This window comes from Streptomyces sp. Root1310, assembly GCF_001426425.1.
Classification (GTDB): domain Bacteria; phylum Actinomycetota; class Actinomycetes; order Streptomycetales; family Streptomycetaceae; genus Streptomyces.
In genome coordinates this window covers 680,556-701,632 of sequence record NZ_LMEQ01000023.1, presented here as the reverse complement: position 1 = coordinate 701,632, position 21,077 = coordinate 680,556, and the positions used below count along the sequence as shown (strand labels likewise).

The window sequence follows — 21,077 nt, the reverse complement described above, 5'->3', positions numbered from 1 at the left end:
GAACCCCGGCAACATCAAGCAGTTCGACGACAAGGTSARGGAGATCGCCAAGGCGGCGAAGGAGCACGGCACCCCGATCCGCATCGGCGTCAACGCCGGCTCGCTGGACCGCCGCCTGCTCCAGAAGTACGGCAAGGCGACCCCCGAGGCCCTCGTCGAGTCCGCCCTGTGGGAAGCCTCCCTCTTCGAGGAGCACGGCTTCCGCGACATCAAGATCTCGGTCAAGCACAACGACCCGGTCGTGATGATCGAGGCGTACCGCCAGCTCGCCGCCCAGAGCGACTACCCGCTGCACCTCGGCGTCACCGAGGCCGGCCCGGCGTTCCAGGGCACGATCAAGTCGGCGGTGGCGTTCGGCGCGCTGCTCTCGCAGGGCATCGGCGACACGATCAGGGTGTCGCTGAGCGCCCCGCCGGCCGAGGAGGTGAAGGTCGGCATCCAGATCCTGGAGTCCCTCAACCTCAAGCAGCGCGGCCTGGAGATCGTCTCGTGTCCGTCCTGCGGCCGCGCCCAGGTCGACGTGTACAAGCTGGCCGAAGAGGTCACGGCGGGCCTCACGGGCATGGAGGTCCCGTTGCGCGTCGCCGTCATGGGATGTGTGGTCAACGGCCCCGGCGAGGCGCGGGAGGCGGATCTGGGGGTCGCCTCCGGCAACGGCAAGGGCCAGATCTTCGTGAAGGGCGAGGTCGTCAAGACCGTCCCCGAGTCGAAGATCGTGGAGACCCTCATCGAGGAGGCGATGAAGATCGCCGAGCAGATGGAACAGGACGGCGTCGCGGCGGGGGAGCCGGCCGTCACCGTGAGTTGAACAGCACGGACCGAAGGGGGCCCGACGTGACGATCCTGGAGAACATCCGGCAACCACGCGACCTGAAGGCGCTGTCCGAGGCGGAACTCGGTGAACTGTCCGAAGAGATCAGGGAGTTCCTGGTGCACGCGGTCGCCAGGACCGGCGGACACCTGGGGCCCAACCTCGGTGTGGTCGAACTGACTGTCGCGCTCCACCGGGTCTTCGAGTCCCCGGTCGACCGCGTCCTGTGGGACACCGGACACCAGAGCTATGTGCACAAGCTTCTGACCGGGCGTCAGGACTTCTCCAAACTGCGCGGCAAGGGCGGCCTGTCCGGCTACCCCTCCCGCGAGGAGTCCGAGCACGACGTCATCGAGAACAGCCACGCCTCCACCGCCCTCGGCTGGGCCGACGGCCTCGCCAAGGCCCGCCAGGTGCAGGGCGAGAAGGGCCACGTGGTCGCGGTCATCGGCGACGGCGCGCTCACCGGCGGCATGGCCTGGGAGGCGCTGAACAACATCGCGGCCGCCAAGGACCGGCCGCTGATCATCGTCGTCAACGACAACGAACGCTCGTACGCGCCGACCATCGGCGGACTCGCCAACCACCTGGCGACCCTGCGCACGACCGACGGCTACGAGAAGGTGCTGGCCTGGGGGAAGGGCGTACTGCTGCGCACCCCGGTCGTCGGCCACACGGTCTACGAGTCGCTGCACGGCGCGAAGAAGGGCTTCAAGGACGCCTTCGCGCCGCAGGGCATGTTCGAGGACCTCGGTCTGAAGTACGTCGGCCCCATCGACGGGCACGACATCAAGGCCGTCGAGTCCGCGCTGCGGCGTGCCAAGCGCTTCCACGGGCCGGTGCTGGTGCACTGCCTGACCGAGAAGGGCCGCGGGTACGAGCCCGCCCTCGCGCACGAGGAGGACCACTTCCACACCGTGGGTGCGATGGACCCCCTCACCTGCGTGCCGCTCGCGCCCGCCGGCGGCCCGTCCTGGACGTCCGTCTTCGGCGAGGAGATCGTGCGGATCGGCGAGGAACGCGACGACGTGGTGGCGATCACCGCAGCGATGCTGCATCCGGTGGGGCTCGGCGGGTTCGCCGAGCGCTTCCCGGACCGCGTCTGGGACGTGGGCATAGCCGAACAGCACGCGACCGTGAGCGCGGCCGGGCTGGCGACCGGTGGCCTGCACCCCGTCGTCGCCGTCTACGCCACCTTCCTCAACCGGGCCTTCGACCAGCTGCTGATGGACGTGGCCCTGCACCGCTGCGGGGTCACGTTCGTGCTGGACCGGGCCGGCGTGACCGGTGTGGACGGGGCCTCCCACAACGGCATGTGGGACATGTCCGTGCTCCAGGTCGTCCCGGGGCTGCGCATCGCGGCCCCCCGCGACGCCGAGCAGTTGCGCGCGCAGCTGCGGGAGGCGGTCGCGGTGGACGACGCGCCGACCATGGTCCGCTTCCCGAAGGAGTCGGTCGGACCGGAGGTGCCGGCCGTCGGACGGGTGGGCGGCATGGACGTACTGCACCGCGGCGACCGCGCGGACGTGCTGCTGGTGGCCGTCGGCGTGATGGCGCCGGTGTGCCTGCAGGCCGCCGAGCTGCTGGACTCCAGAGGTGTCGGCTGCACGGTCGTCGACCCCCGCTGGGTGAAGCCCGTCGACCCGGCCCTGCCCGGCCTCGCCGCCGGGCACCGGCTGGTGGCCGTCGTCGAGGACAACAGCCGCGCCGCCGGCGTCGGATCGGCGGTGGCGCTGGCCCTGGGCGACGCCGACGTCGACGTGCCCGTACGGCGGTTCGGCATCCCGGAGCAGTTCCTCGCGCACGCCAAGCGCGGTGAGGTGCTCGCCGACATCGGCCTCACCCCGGTCGAGGTGGCCGGCCGGATCAGCGCGAGCCTGGCCGCCGCGGACGTCCGGTCCCTCGACACCGCGGTGACCGGCCCAGTCAAGGAGAAAGCTGAATGACCACGGAGTTCGACCTCGGCGCCCTCCTGGCCGAGCGCGGAGCCGAGCGCTACGAGCTGCACGCCAGATACCTCAACCACCAGCTGCCGCGCATGCTGCACACCATCGGCTTCGACAAGGTCTACGAGCGCGGTGAGGGCGCGTACTTCTGGGACGCGGACGGCAACGACTACCTGGACATGCTCGCCGGGTTCGGGGTGATGGGGCTGGGCCGGCACCACCCCGTCGTCCGCAAGGCGCTGCACGACGTCCTCGACGCCCGGCTCGCCGACCTGACCCGCTTCGACTGCCAGCCGCTGCCCGGGCTGCTGGCCGAGAAGCTGCTCGCCCACAGCCCGCATCTGGACCGGGTGTTCTTCGGCAACAGCGGCACCGAGGCGGTGGAGACGGCGCTGAAGTTCGCGCGCTACGCCACCGGCAGGCCGCGGGTCCTGTACTGCGACCACGCCTTCCACGGGCTCACCACGGGCTCGCTGTCGGTGAACGGCGAGTCCGGGTTCCGGGACGGGTTCGCGCCCCTGCTCGCCGACACGGCGGTCCCGCTCGGCGATCTCGACGCACTGGCCGGGGAGCTGGGCAAGGGAGACGTCGCCGCCCTCATCGTCGAACCGATCCAGGGCAAGGGGGTGCACGAGGCGCCGCCCGGCTATCTGCGTGCCGCGCAGGAGCTGCTGCACCGGCACAAGGCGCTGCTGATCGCGGACGAGGTGCAGACGGGTCTCGGCCGGACCGGCGACTTCTACGCCTACCAGCACGAGGACGGCGTCGAGCCGGACCTGGTGTGCGTGGCCAAGGCGCTCTCCGGGGGCTATGTGCCGGTCGGCGCCACGCTCGGCAAGGACTGGATCTTCAAGAAGGTCTACTCGTCGATGGACCGGGTGCTCGTGCACTCGGCGAGCTTCGGGTCCAACGCGCAGGCCATGGCGGCCGGGCTCGCGGTGCTGTCCGTGCTGGAGAACGAGCAGCTCGTGGCCAACGCGCGGGCCACCGGCGACCTGCTCAGGTCCCGGCTGGCGGCCCTCGTCGACAAGTACGAGCTGCTCGCCGACGTCCGCGGCCGGGGTCTGATGATCGGCATCGAGTTCGGCAAGCCCGGCTCGCTGAAGCTGCGCAGCCGGTGGGCCATGCTCCAGGCGGCCCGCAAGGGACTCTTCGCGCAGATGGTGGTGGTACCGCTGCTGCAACGGCACCGGATCCTCACCCAGGTCTCCGGCGACCATCTGGAGGTCATCAAGCTGATCCCGCCGCTGATCATCGGCGAGACGGAGGTCGACCGGTTCGTCGACGCCTTCACCGCCGTGATGGACGACGCGCACGGCGGCGGCGGGCTGATGTGGGACTTCGGCAGGACGCTGGTGAAGCAGGCGGTCGCCAACCGCTGACCCGCACGGGGCGCGGGCGGTGGTGGTGGGGGAACGGGCGGCCGGGAGGGCGGTCCCCCAGGCGCTTTTGCCTCTGAGGCAACAAATTTGCCGCAGAGGCAATTCCGGCGTGCAATGGAGCCATGAGCTCGCCCGAGTCCGAGGACCCGGCGGAACCAGCCGGGGCTCTTCCCGCCGTCGCCCCCCAGCTGCGCGCCCTGCGCCGCCGGGCCGCCCTCACGCTGGAGGCCGCGGCCCGCGCCGCCGGGCTGTCGCCCGCCCATCTCTCCCGCCTGGAGACCGGGCAGCGCCAGCCCTCGCTGCCGATGCTGCTCGCGCTCGCCCGTATCTACGGTACGACGGTCTCGGAACTGCTCGGTGAGACGTCCGCCGACCGGGACGCCGTCGTCCGTGCCGCCGGCATGGAGCCGACCCGCGCGGGCGGCTGGACGTACTGGCAGGCCGGCGCGTCCGGGCGCGGGATGCAGGCCCTGCGGGTCCATGTGCCGTACGGCTCCCAGGGGGACGTCGTGCGCGTGCACCCCGGGGAGGAGTGGCTGCACGTCCTGCGCGGGCGGCTGCGGCTGCGCCTCGGGGACACCACCGAACTGCTCGGGCCCGGTGACAGCGCGCACTTCGACTCGCTGACCCCGCACCGCATCGCGGCGCAGGACGCCGACGGGGTCGAACTGCTCTTCGTCCACACCCTGTTGCAGAGTCCCACGGCCACGCTGTGCCTGGGCCCGACCCCTTCGCACATCGGAGAGACACCATGAAGGACATCGAGGAGAAGTTCCCCCGCACCCTCTGGATCCGGCTGATCATCTACATCGCGGTCGGGCACGTCTTCGCGGCGTTCCTCTGGCTGCTGTTCGAGGTGGGGGCCAACCAGTAGCGCCCCCGGGAGCCCGTGCGCCCTCCGGGGCACGGACCCGGACGCGACCTCGGACGCGACCTCGGACGTGACATCGGACGCGATCTCGGACGACAGCGGACGCGGTGTCAGTCGAGCAGCCGGGTCCGCAGCCGCTCACGGGTCTCGGGGGAGAGGCCGAGACCCTCCTCCAGATAGGTGTCGACGCCGCCCCAGGTCTCCTCGATGGTCTCCAGGGCCGCCGCGAGGTATTCCGCGCGCGCGTCGAAGAGGGGGCTGAGCAGCTCCATGACCTCGGGGGAGTAGGCCGCGGACGAGGTGGCGCTGCGGCGCACCCGGTAGCGGCGGTGCTTGGCGTTGGACTCCAGGTAGTCGGCGAGGATCGCCTCGCGCTCCACACCCAGGGCGAGCAGTGTCACCGCGATGGACAGGCCCGCGCGGTCCTTGCCCGCCGCGCAGTGCATCAGAGCGGGGACGCTGTCCTCGGCGAGCGAGTGCAGCACCCGCGCGTGCTCGGCCGTCCGCTCCTTGATGATCGAGCGGTAGGAGGCGATCATCCGGCCGGCGGCCTTGCCGTCGCCGAGGATCCCGCGCAGCTGGTCGATCTCGCCGTCGCGGACCATCTTCCAGAACTCGGAGCCGTCCGCCGGGTCGGACAGGGGCAGGTTCACATTGCGTACGCCCGGGAGCTCGACGTCCGGGCCCTCCAGCTTCTGGTCCGCGGCGTTGCGGAAGTCGAAGATCGTGTGCAGGCCCAGGCCGGAGAGGAACGCGGCGTCCTCGTCGGTCGCGTGCGCGAGATGGCCGCTGCGGAACAGCACGCCGTGCCGCACCCTCCGGCCGTCGACGGTCGGCAGACCGCCCACGTCCCGGAAGTTGCGCACACCGGCCAGCTCGGGCTCGGTCGACGGGATCTGCTGCGTCACGGGGGCCTCCCTGTCGGTCTCCGCCGGCGCGGCTCGTGGTGGCCGACGGGACGCTTCCCCGACGATACGACATGGGTTCCCCGGGCAACGGGTTGTCCACAGGGCGGTACTCCGGACGTCCGCCCAGGTGAAGAGTTGTCCACGGAAAGTTGCCCGGCAGGCCGACCGCATTCGATGATGTTGGTGCTTGATCGCACCTGTTCGAATTAGTGGGGGTTTGATGCCCGAGATCGCCGACAACGGCCGTACCTGGCTCCTTTCGGGGCCGACGAGCAGCTATGCCCTCCACCTCACCGAGGCCGACGAGCTGGTCCACCTGCACTGGGGCCCGGGCATCGCGCTCGCGGACGCCGAGGCGCTCGCCGCCCTCCCGCCGTCGGAGCGGGGGGCGTCCTTCGAGTCCCCGCTCGACGGCCGGGAGGAGTACCCGGTCGAGGGCGGCCCCCGCTTCGTCCGGCCCGCCCTGTCGGTGCGCACCGACAGGCGGCGCGGCACCGAGTGGTCCTACGAGGGCTTCGAGGCCGACGCCGACGGGCTGCGGCTGCGGCTGCGGGACGCCGGGCTGGCCGTCACCCTGCACTACCGGATGCGCGGCGACGTCGTCGAGCGCTGGACGACCCTGCGCAACGACGGTGAGCGGGCGCTGGAGCTGCTGCGCGCCGACTCGGCCACCTGGACCCTGCCCGAGCGCGACGACTGGCGGCTGTCGCAGCTGCACGGCCGCTGGGCCGCCGAGTCCCGGCTCACCCGGTCCCCTCTCACCTACGGCGAGCAGGTCATCGGCAGCCGGCGCGGCCACACCGGGCACCAGCACCTGCCCTGGGTCGCCCTGGACACCGACGCGACCGAGGAGCGCGGCGAGGTCTACGGCTGTGCCCTCGGCTGGTCGGGCACCTGGCGGATCGCCGTCGCCCAACTTCCGGACGCGCGCGTGCAGATCACCGGGGGCGCCGGATACGACGACTCGGGGCTGCTGCGGCTGGCCGCGGGGGAGTCCTTCACCACGCCCGTCTTCGCCGGCCTGTGGAGCGACGCCGGCTTCGGCGGAGCGAGCCGCGCCTGGCACGCCTACCAGCGCGCGTACGTCGTCCCGGACGCCGGACGGGACCGGCCGGTGCTGTTCAACTCCTGGGAGGCCACCTACTTCGACATCTCCGAGGAGCAGCAGGGCGCACTCGCCCGGCGGGCCGCCGCGATCGGCGTGGAGCTCTTCGTCGTCGACGACGGCTGGTTCGGGGCGCGCACCGGCGACCACGCCGGGCTCGGCGACTGGCAGCCCAACCCCGACCGCTTCCCGAACGGGCTGAAGCCCCTCGCCGACCAGGTGCACGACCTCGGTATGCAGTTCGGCATCTGGGTCGAGCCCGAGATGGTCAACCCGGACAGCGAGCTGTACCGGGCGCACCCCGACTGGGTGCAGTTCCAATCCGGACGAAAGCGGACGGAGTTCCGCAATCAGCTCGTGCTGAACCTCGCGCGCGAGGACGTCCAGGAGTACCTCTGGCAACAGCTCCACGCGCTCCTGTCCAGCGCGCCCGTCGACTATGTGAAGTGGGACTTCAACCGCTGCTTCACCGACGCCGGCTGGCCGGACGACCCCTACCCGCAGCGCCTCTGGGTCGACCACGTACGGGCCCTGTACGCGCTCCTGGACCGGCTGCGGGAGGCCCACCCCGGGGTCGCCTTCGAGTCCTGCTCCGGCGGCGGCGGGCGCATCGACCTCGGGATCATGAGCCGCACCGACCAGGTGTGGACCTCCGACAACACCGATCCGCTCGACCGGCTCGACATCCAGCACGGCTTCAGTCAGATCCACCCGGCCCGGGTGATGGCGGCATGGGTCACCGACAGTCCCAACGCCCAGCTCAACGGCAGGGTCAGCTCGCTGCGCTTCCGGTTCGTCAGCGCCATGGCCGGCGTGCTCGGCGTCGGCGGTGACCTCTCCGAGTGGGGCGAGGAGGAGCTCGCCGAGGCGCGTCGATGGGTGGACCTCTACAAGGAGATCCGGCCGCTCGTCCAGCAGGGCGACCTCTACCGGCTGCGGCCCCCGGCGGGCGGCCTGAGCGCCGTCCAGTACGTGCGCGGTGACGAGAGTGTCGTCCTCGCCTGGCTCCAGGCGCAGCGGTTCGGCGAACCCGTCCCGGCGCTGCGGCTGCGCGGACTCGACCCGACGGCATCGTACGAATGCCGTGAAACGGGCGAAGTTCACCGAGGGGCGGTATTGGTCCATCACGGACTGCGCACCGGACTCCGGGGGGACCTTGATGCGACAGTTATCCGACTGCGTCGCATCTGAGGTTTCTGTCCGAATTGAAGCCTTAATTCCAACTCGCTCTGGAATAAAGGAACCTGGAGAGCTGTCACGTGAGGAGCGTCATATCCGTGACCGTACGTCGCCCGTCATGTTCACGTAATTCGTAGGCGTTTCCAGGGTGCTTGGCGATAAAGGGACCCCTTGTCTCACGCAGTGTGACCGGGGATTCCCACAGGGGATCAAGAGATGGGCGTGAGCGGCACAACCTCTGCTTGTCCCTGTGCGTCCCGGTCGCTTACGTTCCACACCAATCCGGACGGACGCCGAATCCTGCCACCGCCCGGAGCCCGCACACTCACCCGTATCTGGCAGGAGCGGGGGACCCACAGGTACAACCGCCTGTTCCGGTCTCCGGAAGAGGCTTTGGGGTAAAGCCGCGCCTCGGCGCGGCCGGGCATCTCCAGTCCGCACCCGACAGCTCACCTCGCAGGCGCCGGAGAGGAATTCGCCATGCCCGCGAAGGGTAAGCACCGCCGTCCGAAGACCCAGCGCTTCACTCGTTCCATCGCCGTCGCCGGAACGGGCGGCGCCGCGCTCGCCCTTCCGCTCATAGGTGCCGCCGGCGCTCACGCGGCCCCCGCCCAGTCCGTCGCGCAGTCGGCTTCCCAGGCCGTTCCGGAAAAGGCCGTGCAGTCCGTGCCGGTGGCGCAGAAGACGGCCACCGCCACGACGGCCAAGTCCTACACCGTGCGGTCCGGCGACTATCTGTCGAAGATCGCCGACGAGCAGAACGTCAGCGGTGGCTGGCAGAAGCTGTACCAGGACAACCGTCGGGCCGTGGGCAGCGACCCGTCGCTGATCCACCCGGGACTGAAGCTCTCGATCGGCAAGAAGGCCGCGAGCACCGGTTCGTCGTCCGGCTCGTCGTCCGGTTCCTCCTCGTCCTCCCCGTCGAAGTCGAAGGCGTCCGGAACCAAGTCGTCGTCCTCTTCCTCCCCTTCCTCTTCTTCGTCCGGTTCGTCCTCCTCGAAGGCGGTCACCCAGGCCGCCGAGAGCGGCACCGGCACCTCCAGCGGGTACACGCTGCCGGTGGCGGGCGCCACCGTCGGCACCGCTTACCACACGGCCGGCAGCATGTGGTCCAGCGGCTACCACACCGGCACCGACTTCGTCGTCCCGACCGGTACCTCCCTCAAGGCCGTGGGCGCGGGCACCGTCGTCTCCGCGGGCTGGGGCGGCGCGTACGGCAACCAGGTCGTCATCAGGCTCGCCGACGGCTACTACGCCCAGTACGCCCACCTGTCCCAGCTCTCCGTCTCGGCCGGCCAGACCGTGACCGCGGGCCAGCAGCTCGGCCTCTCCGGTGCCACCGGCAACGTGACCGGCCCGCACCTGCACTTCGAGATCCGCACCACGCCGGACTACGGCTCCGACGTGGACCCGATCGCCTACCTCCGCTCGCACGGCGTCTCGATCGGCTGACCCCGCCGACTCCGACGACCTCCCGCCTGACACGCGGCCGAAGGCCGGACCCCGATCCCCGGGTCCGGCCTTCGGCTTGTCCGGGAACGGCACGGCACGGCACGGTCGGCCGGGCGGGCGGTGTCGGACTTTGCGCGTTCATGATCGTTTCATTGCGTTCTTGTGGCAGCCCTTCTTGCCCCGTCGACAGGCGGGTCAGAGTGGGGACACAGTGATCTCCGTCAGCGAGCAAGCGCTTTCTATCGCTCTTCGGAGGTCCTGTGTCCGGCGTCGACCGACGCATCGTCATCAAGGGCGCCGCCGCCGCGGCCGCCGTCACCGCCGTCAGCCTGCTGGCCGGACTCGTCTCCGCGCCCGCCGGGCACGCAGCCGGGATCCCGCGCCGGATCGTCGAGAACCTCGACCGCGGCCTGGTCGCCACTCCGTCCGGCGAGGGGACCTTCCTCAGCTGGCGGCTGCTCGGCACCGAATACGCGCGCTACGGCGACACCCTCGCCTTCAACGTCTACAAGAACGGCCGCCGCCTCAACCGGGAGCCGGTGCGGAAATCGACGACCTATCAGGACAGCACCCGGGGGACGGGGACCTATACCGTCCGCGCCGTCGTGGCCGGGCACGAGCAGCGGCCGAGTCCGGCGGCGCTGCGCTTCACCGACGGCTACGCCGAGATCCCGCTGGCCGACGCCGACGGGTACACCGTCCAGCACGCCTGGCCGGGCGACCTCGACGGCGACGGACGCTACGAGCTCGTCGTCAGCCGGCTGTCGGGGACCCGTGACAGGCCCGACCTGCTGGAGGCCTACACGCTCACCGGTGAGCGCCTGTGGCGGGTCGACCTCGGCCCCGGCTCCTACACCCAGGTCGGCGGGAACGGCGCCAACGACCCGGCGCCCGCCGCGATCAGCGGTTCCACCGCGATCGGCGGCTATCGCAACGACGACAACGTCACCGTCTACGACCTCGACGCCGACGGCCGCGCCGAGGTGCTGGCGCACACCGCCGCCGGGACCACCTTCGCCGACGGGGCACAGGTCACCGCCGCCTCGCCCGCGAACCAGTTCGTGTCGGTGATCGACGGCGCGACCGGCACCGAGCGGACCCGGCAGCCCGTCCCCGACGACTTCACGGCCGACGGCCCGTCCGGCGGCCACTTCGGCGTCGCCTACCTCGACGGCGTGCATCCCAGCCTGGTCACCAAGCTGGTCACCCGCGTCGGAGCCAAGCGCGGCTCGTTCCGGGTCCTCTTCCAGACCTGGGACTTCAACGGCACTGATCTCGAACGCCGTTGGAAGTACGTCGTGGACCCGACGACCGGCGCTACCAGCTTCCACCAGATCCGGACCGTCGACGTCGACGGGGACGGCAGGGACGAGATCGCCGACGGCAACTACGTGGTGAACAGCGACGGCACGCTGCGCTACGTCGTCGACGGCGCCATCCACGGCGACCGCTTCGACATCGCGGACCTCGACCCCGACCGGCCCGGCCTGGAGGGCTTCGCCATCCAGCAGTCCGAGCTGGGCATCGTCTCCGCCTTCCCCTGGTACTACTACGACGCCGCCACCGGCGAGCGGCTGGTCACCGGCTCGCACCCGACGAGCCCGGTGAGCGACGCGGACCTCGACACCGGCCGCGGGAACGCCGCGGACATCGATCCCGGCCACCGGGGCTACGAGTACTGGACGTCCACCGCCGACGTGACCCGGCCCGGCGCGGGCGTGTTCAACGTCCAGGACGGCAAGGTCTCCACCACCACCCCGAGCGTCAACTTCCGTATCTGGTGGGACGGTGACAAGGCGTCAGAGCTGCTCGACTTCACCCGCGTCGAGAAGTGGGACCCGGCGACGGAGAGCAGCGCGACGGTCTTCGACCCGGCCGGCGTCGTCTCCGGCGCCCGCAACGCCACCCCGTTCTACGGCGATCTCGTCGGCGACTGGCGCGAGGAGATCCTCGCGGAGACCGCCGACCACACCGCCCTGCGCCTCTACACCAGCACCGTGCCGACCGGCACCCGCGTCTACACGCCCGCCCAGAACCCCGCGTACCGCCTCGGCTGGACCGTCCGCGGCTACCTCCAGTCCACGTACACCGACTACTACCTCGGCACCGAGACCCGCCGGGTCCCCGAACCGCACCTCACCACCCCCGCCCGCTGAAGGAGCCGACCATCATGACGACCACCCGCAGGGCGTTCGGAGCCCTCGCCGCCGGCGCGGCGCTGGCCGCCCTCGCCCCGGCGACGAGCGCGAGCGCCGCGACCGCCCGACCGCCCCGCCACCGCCGCCTGATCGCCCACGACGACTTCCGGCACGGCCTGCGCCAGTGGGCCGTCGAACTGGAGAAGGGCGGGACGGTCACCGCCTCCCGCGGGACCCTGGAGGTCGACGTGCCCGCCGGGGCCACCATCTGGTTCAAGCGGCCGCTCGAAGGGCCCTACGTCCTCGAGTACACCGCCACGCCCGTCTCCGCGGGCGGGGTCAACGACCGCGTCTCCGACCTCAACAACTTCTGGAACGCCGTCGACGTCCGCTCCCCGGAGAATCTCTTCGCCACCCCGCGCGGCGGCGCGCTCGCCGAGTACGACTACCTGAAGACGTACTACGTCGGCTACGGCGCCAACACCAACACCACGACCCGGCTGCGCCGCTATGTCGGCGAGGCCGGGGTGCGTCCGCTGCTCTACGACTACACCGAGCCGCTGCTCGTCGCGAACGAGCCGAACCACGTCCGTATCGTCTCCGACGGTTCGGTCGTCCGCTGGTGGAACAACGGCCGGCTCGTCTTCGACCACACCGACCCGGAGCCCTACACGGGCGGGCACTTCGCCTTCCGCACCACCTGGAGCCATTTCCGGATCAACGACTTCCGGGCGTGGTCCCTTATTCCCTGATTGGCGAAGTCTTTAAGGGTGTCCTATCTCACCGCCCGTCAACCCCTTCCTACGATCGCGTAGGTCACATTCGAAGGTGAATGATGAACTGCTGTGGCAGACGATTCGAAGTGTGACGACAGATCAGTGATCGGGTCGTACGTGGCGGTGGGGGACAGCTTCACCGAGGGCGTCGGCGACCCAGGCCCCGACGGGGCGTTCGTCGGCTGGGCGGACCGCTTCGCGGTGCTCCTCGCCGACCGGCGCCCCGAGGGCGACTTCAACTACACCAACCTCGCGGTCCGCGGAAAGCTGCTCGACCAGATCATGGAGGACCAGCTCCCCAGGGCGGTGGAACTCGCCCCGGACCTGGTCTCCTTCTGCGCGGGCGGCAACGACATCCTCCGTCCCGGTACCGACCCGGACGAGGTCGCCGAGCGGTTCGAACGCGCGATCTCGGCCCTGACCGCCGTGGCCGGCACGGTCATGGTGACCACCGGCTTCGACACCCGTGGCGTCCCCGTGCTCAAGCATCTGCGCGGCAAGATCGCCACCTACAACGGCCACGTCCGTGCCGTGGCCGACCGCTACGGCTGCCCGGTCCTCGACCTGTGGTCCCTGAAGTCCGTTCAGGACCGCAGGGCCTGGGACGGCGACCGGCTCCACCTCTCCCCGGAGGGGCACACGCGCGTGGCGCTGCGCGCCGGCCAGGTGCTCGGCGTCGAGGTACCGGCCGACCCGGAGCAGCCCTGGCCGCTGCTCCCGCCGCGCGGCACCCTGGACGTACGGCGCGACGACGTCCACTGGGCGCGCGAGTACCTGGTGCCGTGGATCGGACGACGGCTGCGCGGGGAGTCCTCCGGCGACCACGTGATCGCCAAGGGCACCCTGTCGCCGGACGACATCAGGATGCGGATAGCGGCCGTGGCCTGACCGCCGACCGGGTGGGCGCGGCCGGCCGCGGAGGACGCACGGCCGGCCGCTCCCGCGCCGCTCCACCAGTGAGGTGATCGCACGGGAGTGGTGCCCGGGCGGTGCCGGGTGCGGGTGCTGGGATGACCGCACCCGCACCCGCACCCGGCACCGCCCGCCCACGCCGGCACCGCCGACACCTCCAAGGACCGGTCCCGTATGCCTCTTCGCCGTACGCCCGTCGCCGTGGCCCTCGCCTCCCTGCTCGCCCTGGGCGTCCCCGCCCTCACCGCGCCCGCGGCCGCCGCGCTGCCCGCCCACCCCGCTCCGGCGGCCCGTCCGTTCGCACCGGACAGCCCCGCCTCCGTCACGGTGACCGGCGAGGGCAGCGCGAGCGCACCGCCCGACCTCGCGGTCGTCGGCGCCGGTGTCGAGGCCTCCGCCAAGACCTCGCAGTCCGCGCTGGACGCGCAGAACAAGGCGGCCGCCGCGCTGCTGGCCGCCGTCCGCGCCCAGGGCGTCGCCGACCGGGACATCCGTACGGAGAGCATCTCCCTCGACGCGGTCTACGACCACACGGGCGGCACCGCCCGCCTGACGGGCTACCAGGCCACGCAGTCCTTCTCCGTGAAGGTGCGCGAGGTGAGGAAGGTCGGCGCGGTCGTGCAGGCGGTCACCGACGCCGCGGGTGACGCCGGGCGGATCGCCTTCGTGGCGTTCGACGTCTCCGACCCCGCCCCGCTGCGGGCCGCCGCGCGCGAGGCCGCCCACGCCGACGCCCACGCCAAGGCCGAGCAGTACGCCCGCCTCAGCGGCCGCCGCCTGGGCCGGCTCGTCTCGCTCAGCGAGGACGCGTCCAGCTCCCCGCGCCCGGCGCCGTCGGCCGCGGACACCCCTGGTGCCGGCCTCGGCGGTGTGGCCGTCGCGCCCGGCGAGATCCGCGCCACGGCGACGGTGACGGCGGTGTACGAACTGGACTGAGACGCGACTCCCGACGAGTCATGACCGGGACGCCGGTCGGGCCGGGCCGTCGGTCGGTCGGGTCGGCGGCCGCGACCCGGGGTGCGGGGCTCGGGGCTCGGGGCTCGGGTGTGGCCGTCGTGCCGGGTGCGGTCCGGGGGTGGGCGGCGGTGACGGTGGTGTGCGAGCGGGCCGTGCCGACCGGGTCCGGGCACCGGAAATCGCCCGCGGCCAGTCTTCCGGCCGGGTCGTCGGGTCGGGTCGGGGCGCCCGGCGCGGTCGGCGGCCGCGACCCGGGGTGCGGGGCTCGGGGCTCGGGGTGCGGGGCTCGGGTGTGGCCGTCGTGCCGGGTGCGGCCGGGGGTGGGCGGTGGTGACGGTGGTGTGCGAGGTGCACCGAGCCGTCCGCGGGAGCCGGTCACGGGCCGGGTCGGGTGGCCCGGCGCGGTCGGCTCGCCGCTCCGGCCCCGCCTGCCGTTCCGGCTGAGCCCGCGTCGTCGCTGCCACGCCGGTGACGTTCCTGTGCCGCCGTCGCGGGCCCGGCAGTCACGGCGGTCACGGCAGTCCCGGTGGGCCCGCTGGACTCCGGGGGTGTGGCGGGAGCCGGTCGCTCAGGGGTTCTGGGTGCTCAACGTCTCGGGGCCCAGGCCGAGTTCCCGGGCCAGCGCCTCGTCGACCCACTCCTGGGCGCGGGCCCGGGACACCGTGCCCGCGTAGGACGTCAGCTGTACGGCGAGTCCGTCGAGCAGGGCCGTCAGGCGCAGGGCCGTGCCGGCCGGGTCCGGGCACCGGAACTCACCCGCGGCCACGCCCTCCGCGATCACCTCGGCGAGCGCCGCCTTCCACTCCCTGTCGAGGTCCCGCGCGACCTCCCGCAGCGCGGGCTCGCGCAGCGACACCGCCCAGCCCTCGATCCACAGCCGCCAGCCCTTGGCCTGCCCCGTGGGCGCGTACCAGCGCACCGCCGAGCGCAGCCGGCGCAGTGCGGTGGTCCGGCGGCCGACCAGCTTGCGCAGCCGCGCCAGGTCGCCCTCTGCCGCGTAGGCGAACGCGTCGGCGACCAGCTTCTCCTTCGTCGAGAAGTGGTAGAGCACCAGGGCGTTGCTCACACCGAGGGCCGCGGCCACGTCGGCGATCCTGACCGCCGCCACGCCCCGCGCCTCGATCTGCTCGATGGCCGCCCGCAGCAGCTCCTCGCGCCGCTCGGCCACACTCAACCGGACCCTCACCACGCCGTCACCCTAATCCGTCGGCGCGCGCGACGGCGGGCCGGTCCGCGGCGGCGGACGTCTACGGAGCGGGCCGGTAGCGGCCGAAGCGTTCCGCGATCACCGGCAGCCGCCGCTCGGCGATCGTGTGCGCGGCGGCCCGGGGCGTGGTGCCGTCCGCCTCGGCGCGGGCCAGCACCAGTTCCACCAGGGCGCGCATCGAGCGGCGCGTGTACGCGAAGGCCTCCGCCGCGTCCGCGCCGATGTCGCCGAACAGGGTCCACCACCACCAGGCGTTCGTCCCGGAGTTGACGACGACGTCCGGCAGCACGCTCACCCCGCGCGCGTGCAGCAGCTTCTCCGCCTCCGGCAGGACCGGCATGTTGGCGGCCTCGGCGATCCAGCGGGCGCCGATCCGCTCCTGCTCCTCGACCCCGATGGCGTACGACACGGCGGCCGGTACCAGCACCTCCGCCTCCACCGACAGCCAGGCGTCGCCCGGTAGTTCGAGGTCCGCGGGGCGCAGTACCGCGCGGTCCACCGTGCCGTGGGCGTCCCGCGCGGCCAGCAGCGCCTCCACGTCGAGACCGGCCGGGCAGGCGATCGTGCCCTTGACGTCGGCGACGGCCACCACCGTCAGCCCCGCGCGCGTGAGGAACCGCGCCGTGGCCCCGCCCATGGTGCCGAACCCCTGGAGGGAGACCCGCGTCCCGGCGTACGCCACCCCGGCCCGGTCCAGCGCGGTGAGCACGGACTCGGCGACCCCGCAGCCGCCGACCAGCTCGTCCAGGCCGATGCCGTCCACCTCGACGGCGAAGGCGGCGGCGAGCCGCTCGCGGGCGGCGGACTCGTCGTCCAGCAGCGGGTAGACCGCCTGCACGGACGACACCAGCCCCGCTTCGGCGGCCGCCCGGTCCACCAGGTCCTGGGTCAGCCCCAGGTCCTCGCCGGTGGTCCAGCAGCTCTCCACGTACGGCCGTACCGCCCGCAGGTACCGCACCAGCAGTCCGTACGCCTCCGGGTCCCGGGGATCGCAGTCGATGCCGCCCTTGGCTCCGCCCAGCGGGACGTAGCGGGCCTCGGGGTCGTAGTGCAGCGCCTCCTTGAGGCTCATGCCCCGGGCGAGCCCGGTCACCTCCTCCAGGGTGCAGCCCGCCCGCATCCGCAGCCCACCGCTGCACACGCCGCGCACGAGCCGGTCGACGACCAGGTGGCCCTGACGCCCGGTGACGTGATCGGTCCAGGTGAGCGACAGGAAGGGGGCGGTCATACGGACTCCTCGACCGGCGGGCCCGGGGGTGGCCGGAAACGACTGGTACTGAACAGTGGGTCAGTATCGGAAGGCGGGGGCGCGGGTGTCAAAGCCGGCTCGCGGCGGAATGACCGGGGTGACCCCGGCGTTGTGGGAGCGGGCAACCATAATGGAATGCCTCAGCGACTCCACCTGGAGGTACCGTGTCCGGTTTCCGTTCCCTGAGCTCCGGGCTCCGCGCTCTTCAGCCCGAGGCCTTCGGCGCGGATCCGAGCGGCGAGCGCCTGGCGCGCATCCGCAGATCGCCCCACTTCAAGGACGGCGTCTTCCAGAACCCCGGCGGCCCGGCGCGGACCCGCCCCTCGGGCTCCACGCTCGACTTCGCCAAGGTCTTCTTCGACAAGGAGCAGCGCCCCCGCCGCGCCCCCGCGGGCACCGTACCGGTGCACCCCACCACCCTCGCCGACCTCGCCAGGCCGCCGGCCACGGGCCTGCGGCTGACCTGGATGGGGCACTCCAGCGTGCTCGCGGAGATCGACGGGCAGCGTGTCCTGTTCGACCCCGTCTGGGGCGAGCGCTGCTCCCCCTTCCCCTTCGCGGGCCCCAAGCGGCTGCACCCGGTCCCGCTGCCGCTCGCCGCGCTGGGCCCGGTCGACGTCGTCGTCATCTCCCACGACCACTACGACCATCTGGACCTGCCCACGATCAAGGCGCTCGCGGACACGGACACCCTGTTCGCCGTGCCGCTCGGCGTCGGCGCCCATCTCGAGCACTGGGGCGTGTCCGCCGACCGGCTGCGCGAGCTGGACTGGCACGAGGCGACGAAGGTCGGCGGACTCACCCTGACCGCCACCCCGGCCCGGCACTTCTGCGGCCGCGGCCTGCGCAACACCCAGCACACCCTGTGGGCCTCCTGGGTGGTCGCGGGCGAGGAACACCGGATCTACCACAGCGGCGACACCGGCTACTTCGACGGCTTCAAGGAGATCGGCGCCGATCACGGCCCGTTCGACGCGACCATGATCCAGATCGGGGCCTACTCGGACTTCTGGCCCGACATCCACATGACCCCCGAGGAGGGCATGCGCGCCCACCTCGATCTCCAGGGCGGTCCCGGCGGAGTGATGCTGCCGATCCACTGGGGCACGTTCAACCTCGCCACCCACGCGTGGACCGACCCGGGGGAGGGCACCCTGGCCGCCGCGCGGGCCGTGGGGGCGCGGGCCGCCCTGCCCAGGCCCGGCGAGCCCTTCGAGCCCGGCGGCGAGACCGTTCCGGGCGGGCCGTGGTGGCGGGAGGCGGCCCTCGCGCCGGCCGCCGGATGGCAGCCGCTGATCGCGACGGTAGCCAAGGCCAAAGCCGATACCGAGAGTGACGAAATCCAGGGTGCCGTCGAAGGCGGCGACGCGCCGGAGGCGGTCCCGGCGGGCTGACGGGGGCCGGAGGCGTTCGACCGTGCGGGCCGGGGAGCGAAAAGCTCCCCGGCCCGCACGTCGTTTCCGGACCATCTCTGACCAGGTCTGATCGTGCTCTTTCCATGTTGTCCTCCGGGTGGCACGGTCTTATCGGTCTGTCGTGCGAAGCCTCATACCAGAGCGGGACGCTCGCTGGGTGACTTTGTCAACTGCCCATCGCACCTGACACGTTGCCGACTACTGTGAGTGGCCGTCGGGCGGCACCGGGCCGAATTCTTCGGCTCTCCCGACCGACAGCCAGGCTCGACGGACCAGTACGAGGACACCGATGTCTCACCTCCGCGCACCCGCCACACGCGCCGACCGCCGTGAGGGCGGACGGCACGGGCGGCCGGTCGCCCGCCCCGCACCGGCGTCGGCCGAGACACACATACGGCCGCAGCTGCTGCGGCTCGCCGTGCTCCCGCCGACCGCTGTCGCCCTCAGCGCCTGCGCGGTCGTCCTGTTCACCGTGCGCTCCACCGGCGTCCGGCCCGGCGTGACCCTGTGGGCGGTCCTCGCCGGTGCCGTCGCGGTGACCGGCGCCGGCATCGTGATCGCCGCCGTGGCCGCGGACCGTGCCGCCCGCTCCGTCAGCGACCGTGTCGCGGCCCTGCGCCGCGGCAGCGCGCGCGGCGAGGCCGAGCTGCGCGCCGTCATCGAGGCGCTGCGCCGCGGCGAGGTCCCGCCCCGGCGCACGTCGCGCGGCGGCCCGCCCGGCGACGCCGACGACTTCGAGCTGCTCGCCGCCGACCTGGCCCGGGCCCACGAAGGGGCCGTCACCGCCGTCGTCCAGGCCGCGCAGCTGTCCAGCCAGGCCGGCAGCGAACAGAAGCTGGAGGTCTTCGTCAATCTCGCGCGGCGCCTTCAGTCCCTGGTGCACCGCGAGATCTCGATCCTCGACGAGCTGGAGAACGCGATCGAGGACCCCGATCTCCTCAAGGGCCTCTTCCACGTCGACCACCTCGCCACCCGCATCCGCCGGCACGCCGAGAACCTCGCCGTCCTCGGCGGGGCCGTCTCCCGGCGGCAGTGGAGCAACCCGGTCTCCATGACCGAGGTGCTGCGCTCCGCCATCGCCGAGGTCGAGCAGTACGCACGGGTCAAACTCGTCCCGCCCATCGACGGCGAACTGCGCGGCCACGCCGTCGCCGACGTCATCCACCTGCTCGCCGAACTCGTCGAGAACGCCACGGTGTTCTCCGCCCCGCACACCCAGGTGCTGCTGCGCGCGAACCTCGTCACCTCCGGACTCGCCGTCGAGGTCGAGGACCGAGGGCTCGGTATGCCCGTCGAGGAGCAGAGCAGGATGAACGCCCTGCTCGCCGACCCCGACCAGGTCAACGTCGGCCGTCTGCTCGCCGACGGCCGGATCGGCCTGTTCGTCGTCTCCCAGCTCGCCCGGCGGCACGGCATCCGGGTGCGCCTCCAGAGCAACATCTACGGCGGCGTCCAGGCCGTCCTCGTGGTGCCGCAGGCGCTGCTGGGCTCCGCGCCGGGCATCCCCGGAGCGGTACCGCGCGGACCGGACACCGACGGCGGCGGCCGGCCCCTCGTGCCCGCCGCGCCCCCGGTCCCGGCCGAGCCGGTACGGCCGCCCCCGCCGCCCGCCCCGCAGTCCCGCGCCGCCCGGCCCCCGGACCCCGTACAGCCGCACGGTCCCCGGCACACCGCGGACACGGGCCGCCCGGCGGGCTTCGCGCATCCGCAGGACACGCCGGGCGCGGGCGGGCCTTCGGCGCCGTCCCCGGGACGGGACACCGACGGCGCCGGGCGGTCCCTCGGTCCGGCGCGGGGCGGCGCCACCCGCCCCGGCCCGTCGGCCGGTTCGCCGGAAGCGCGGAACGCCCCGGGCGCGGGTCGGAGCCCGTCCCACGCCCCGACCCCGTCCCAGGTCCCGACCTCGTCCCCGACTCCGGCCCCGGCCCCGTCCTCGACGCGGGACACGCCCGGGTCCGGGGTGCCCGTGGTCGCCCCGCCCCCCCAAGGTCACCCGAGCGGCTCCGGCCCGACGCGTGCCGCCGTGCCGTCCCCGCACCTCGGCCCCGCCCCCGCCGAGCCGATGCCACAGCGGCCGGGCGCACCGGCGCCGCTGCCCGTCCGGGGCGCCCGCGCGGCACGGCCCAACCCGGCCGAGGCGGTGCCCGGCATCCGGCGCGGCGACCGGCCCGTCGTCGAGGAGCACGCGGGCATCGCGCCCACCCCGCGCGTCGGCGCGGTGCGCGGCACCATGGGCAAGCCCCAACTGCCCCGCCGCCGTGCCCAGGAGCACATCGTGCCCCAGCTGCGCGGCGGCCCCGTCCCGCGCCAGGACTCCGAGCAGCCGGCCGGCCACGACCCCGGCCTGATGGCGGCCTTCCAGCGCGGCATCGGCCTGGCCGAGGCGCAGCAGAGCCTGGAGGCGGACGTCCCGGACCCGGCACCGCCGCACCCGTCGGCCCCGCTCGACGCCCTGCTCGATCCGGCCGCGGACCCGGCGTCGCACCACGGCCACAGGCCCGCGGGTCACGGTGCCCTGGGCGACGGCGCCCCGGGCGGGGGCCCGGAACAGGGCCGGCCGGTACCGCTCCCCGCCGAGGCCGGCGCCGAGGCCGATGTACGACCGCCGCACCCGTCCCGCATACCGCAGGCGCGCCCCACGCCCGCCGCCGCGCCACTCGATGCCTACGGCGCGGGTGACGGGCCGGACCTGCCCGGTCCCGACCGATCCACCCCCCGGCACGACGGGAGCGCACCGGCCGGATGAGCACGGTCACCCCCACCCCCAGC

16 protein-coding genes and 1 riboswitch are annotated in these 21,077 nt (G+C 72.8%); of the genes, 13 read left to right on the top strand and 3 right to left on the bottom strand.

What is annotated here, in order from left to right; all coding sequences use genetic code 11:
- The 5 genes from ispG to ASD48_RS27175 all read left to right on the top strand — a co-directional run.
- Positions 1 to 808: flavodoxin-dependent (E)-4-hydroxy-3-methylbut-2-enyl-diphosphate synthase (gene ispG, locus ASD48_RS27195; RefSeq protein WP_057604327.1), on the top strand; the 808-nt coding region annotated here is incomplete at its 5' end.
- 26 nt (positions 809 to 834) lie between these two features.
- Positions 835 to 2,757: a 1-deoxy-D-xylulose-5-phosphate synthase gene (dxs, locus tag ASD48_RS27190; protein WP_057604326.1), complete on the top strand. Its 1,923-nt coding sequence runs from the start codon at positions 835 to 837 to the stop codon at positions 2,755 to 2,757.
- Positions 2,754 to 4,139, top strand: a complete 1,386-nt coding sequence (locus tag ASD48_RS27185; RefSeq protein WP_057604325.1) for an aspartate aminotransferase family protein — start codon at positions 2,754 to 2,756, stop codon at positions 4,137 to 4,139. The genes dxs and ASD48_RS27185 overlap by 4 nt, the downstream gene beginning before the upstream one ends.
- Before the next feature lie 122 nt (positions 4,140 to 4,261).
- The gene (locus ASD48_RS27180) at positions 4,262 to 4,894 is read left to right on the top strand and encodes an XRE family transcriptional regulator (RefSeq protein WP_057604324.1); all 633 of its coding nucleotides are present in this window, start codon (positions 4,262 to 4,264) and stop codon (positions 4,892 to 4,894) included.
- Positions 4,891 to 5,013: a DUF6126 family protein gene (locus tag ASD48_RS27175; protein WP_020129477.1), complete on the top strand. Its 123-nt coding sequence runs from the start codon at positions 4,891 to 4,893 to the stop codon at positions 5,011 to 5,013. Before ASD48_RS27180 ends, ASD48_RS27175 begins: the two co-directional genes overlap by 4 nt.
- Positions 5,014 to 5,120: 107 nt before the next feature.
- Here the strand turns inward: ASD48_RS27175 and ASD48_RS27170 are convergent, their stop codons facing one another.
- Positions 5,121 to 5,918, bottom strand: a complete 798-nt coding sequence (locus ASD48_RS27170) for a tyrosine-protein phosphatase (protein ID WP_057604323.1) — start codon at positions 5,916 to 5,918, stop codon at positions 5,121 to 5,123.
- A gap of 220 nt (positions 5,919 to 6,138) precedes the next feature.
- Here ASD48_RS27170 and ASD48_RS27165 point away from each other — a divergent pair, with 220 nt between their 5' ends.
- The 6 genes from ASD48_RS27165 (at position 6,139) to ASD48_RS27140 (ending at position 14,416) form a co-directional block, all read left to right on the top strand.
- Positions 6,139 to 8,214 (top strand): alpha-galactosidase, encoded by a 2,076-nt coding sequence (locus tag ASD48_RS27165; RefSeq protein ID WP_057604322.1) that lies wholly within the window; start codon positions 6,139 to 6,141, stop codon positions 8,212 to 8,214.
- A gap of 269 nt (positions 8,215 to 8,483) precedes the next feature.
- A riboswitch (cyclic di-AMP (ydaO/yuaA leader) is annotated at positions 8,484 to 8,678 on the top strand.
- A gap of 4 nt (positions 8,679 to 8,682) precedes the next feature.
- The gene (locus ASD48_RS27160; RefSeq protein WP_057604321.1) at positions 8,683 to 9,654 is read left to right on the top strand and encodes a LysM peptidoglycan-binding domain-containing M23 family metallopeptidase; all 972 of its coding nucleotides are present in this window, start codon (positions 8,683 to 8,685) and stop codon (positions 9,652 to 9,654) included.
- 260 nt (positions 9,655 to 9,914) lie between these two features.
- Complete coding sequence (locus ASD48_RS27155; protein WP_057604320.1) at positions 9,915 to 11,810, top strand: hypothetical protein; 1,896 nt, start codon at positions 9,915 to 9,917, stop codon at positions 11,808 to 11,810.
- A gap of 14 nt (positions 11,811 to 11,824) precedes the next feature.
- The gene (locus ASD48_RS27150) at positions 11,825 to 12,544 is read left to right on the top strand and encodes a DUF6250 domain-containing protein (RefSeq protein ID WP_057604319.1); all 720 of its coding nucleotides are present in this window, start codon (positions 11,825 to 11,827) and stop codon (positions 12,542 to 12,544) included.
- 126 nt (positions 12,545 to 12,670) lie between these two features.
- Positions 12,671 to 13,456 carry an SGNH/GDSL hydrolase family protein gene (locus ASD48_RS27145; RefSeq protein ID WP_057604318.1) on the top strand — a complete coding sequence of 262 codons (786 nt, stop codon included), beginning with the start codon at positions 12,671 to 12,673 and terminating at the stop codon, positions 13,454 to 13,456.
- A 198-nt stretch (positions 13,457 to 13,654) separates the two neighbouring features.
- A complete protein-coding gene (locus ASD48_RS27140) occupies positions 13,655 to 14,416 on the top strand; it encodes an SIMPL domain-containing protein (RefSeq protein WP_057604317.1) in 762 nt (253 codons plus the stop codon).
- 589 nt (positions 14,417 to 15,005) lie between these two features.
- Here the strand turns inward: ASD48_RS27140 and ASD48_RS27135 are convergent.
- Positions 15,006 to 15,626 carry a TetR family transcriptional regulator C-terminal domain-containing protein gene (locus ASD48_RS27135; protein ID WP_057604316.1) on the bottom strand — a complete coding sequence of 207 codons (621 nt, stop codon included), beginning with the start codon at positions 15,624 to 15,626 and terminating at the stop codon, positions 15,006 to 15,008.
- Between the two features lie 58 nt (positions 15,627 to 15,684).
- The gene (locus ASD48_RS27130; protein ID WP_057604315.1) at positions 15,685 to 16,872 is read right to left on the bottom strand and encodes a Glu/Leu/Phe/Val dehydrogenase dimerization domain-containing protein; all 1,188 of its coding nucleotides are present in this window, start codon (positions 16,870 to 16,872) and stop codon (positions 15,685 to 15,687) included.
- A gap of 185 nt (positions 16,873 to 17,057) precedes the next feature.
- Between ASD48_RS27130 and ASD48_RS27125 the strand changes: the two genes are divergently transcribed.
- Together ASD48_RS27125 and ASD48_RS27120 are read left to right on the top strand one after the other, a co-directional pair.
- A complete protein-coding gene (locus ASD48_RS27125; RefSeq protein WP_057604314.1) occupies positions 17,058 to 18,287 on the top strand; it encodes an MBL fold metallo-hydrolase in 1,230 nt (409 codons plus the stop codon).
- A gap of 310 nt (positions 18,288 to 18,597) precedes the next feature.
- Positions 18,598 to 21,054, top strand: a complete 2,457-nt coding sequence (locus ASD48_RS27120) for a sensor histidine kinase (protein WP_057604313.1) — start codon at positions 18,598 to 18,600, stop codon at positions 21,052 to 21,054.
- Positions 21,055 to 21,077 lie beyond the last annotated feature (23 nt).

What these genes read in the sequence shown, in the direction of transcription:
- ASD48_RS27175 (WP_020129477.1), top strand. Translation starts at nt 4,891, where the DNA reads ATGAAGGACATCGAGGAGAAGTTCCCCCGCACCCTCTGGATCCGGCTG.
- ASD48_RS27140 (WP_057604317.1), top strand. Translation starts at nt 13,655, where the DNA reads ATGCCTCTTCGCCGTACGCCCGTCGCCGTGGCCCTCGCCTCCCTGCTC.
- ASD48_RS27130 (WP_057604315.1), bottom strand. Translation starts at nt 16,872, where the DNA reads ATGACCGCCCCCTTCCTGTCGCTCACCTGGACCGATCACGTCACCGGG.
- ASD48_RS27120 (WP_057604313.1), top strand. Translation starts at nt 18,598, where the DNA reads ATGTCTCACCTCCGCGCACCCGCCACACGCGCCGACCGCCGTGAGGGC.
- ASD48_RS27185 (WP_057604325.1), top strand. Translation starts at nt 2,754, where the DNA reads ATGACCACGGAGTTCGACCTCGGCGCCCTCCTGGCCGAGCGCGGAGCC.
- ASD48_RS27160 (WP_057604321.1), top strand. Translation starts at nt 8,683, where the DNA reads ATGCCCGCGAAGGGTAAGCACCGCCGTCCGAAGACCCAGCGCTTCACT.
- ASD48_RS27180 (WP_057604324.1), top strand. Translation starts at nt 4,262, where the DNA reads ATGAGCTCGCCCGAGTCCGAGGACCCGGCGGAACCAGCCGGGGCTCTT.
- ASD48_RS27150 (WP_057604319.1), top strand. Translation starts at nt 11,825, where the DNA reads ATGACGACCACCCGCAGGGCGTTCGGAGCCCTCGCCGCCGGCGCGGCG.
- ASD48_RS27165 (WP_057604322.1), top strand. Translation starts at nt 6,139, where the DNA reads ATGCCCGAGATCGCCGACAACGGCCGTACCTGGCTCCTTTCGGGGCCG.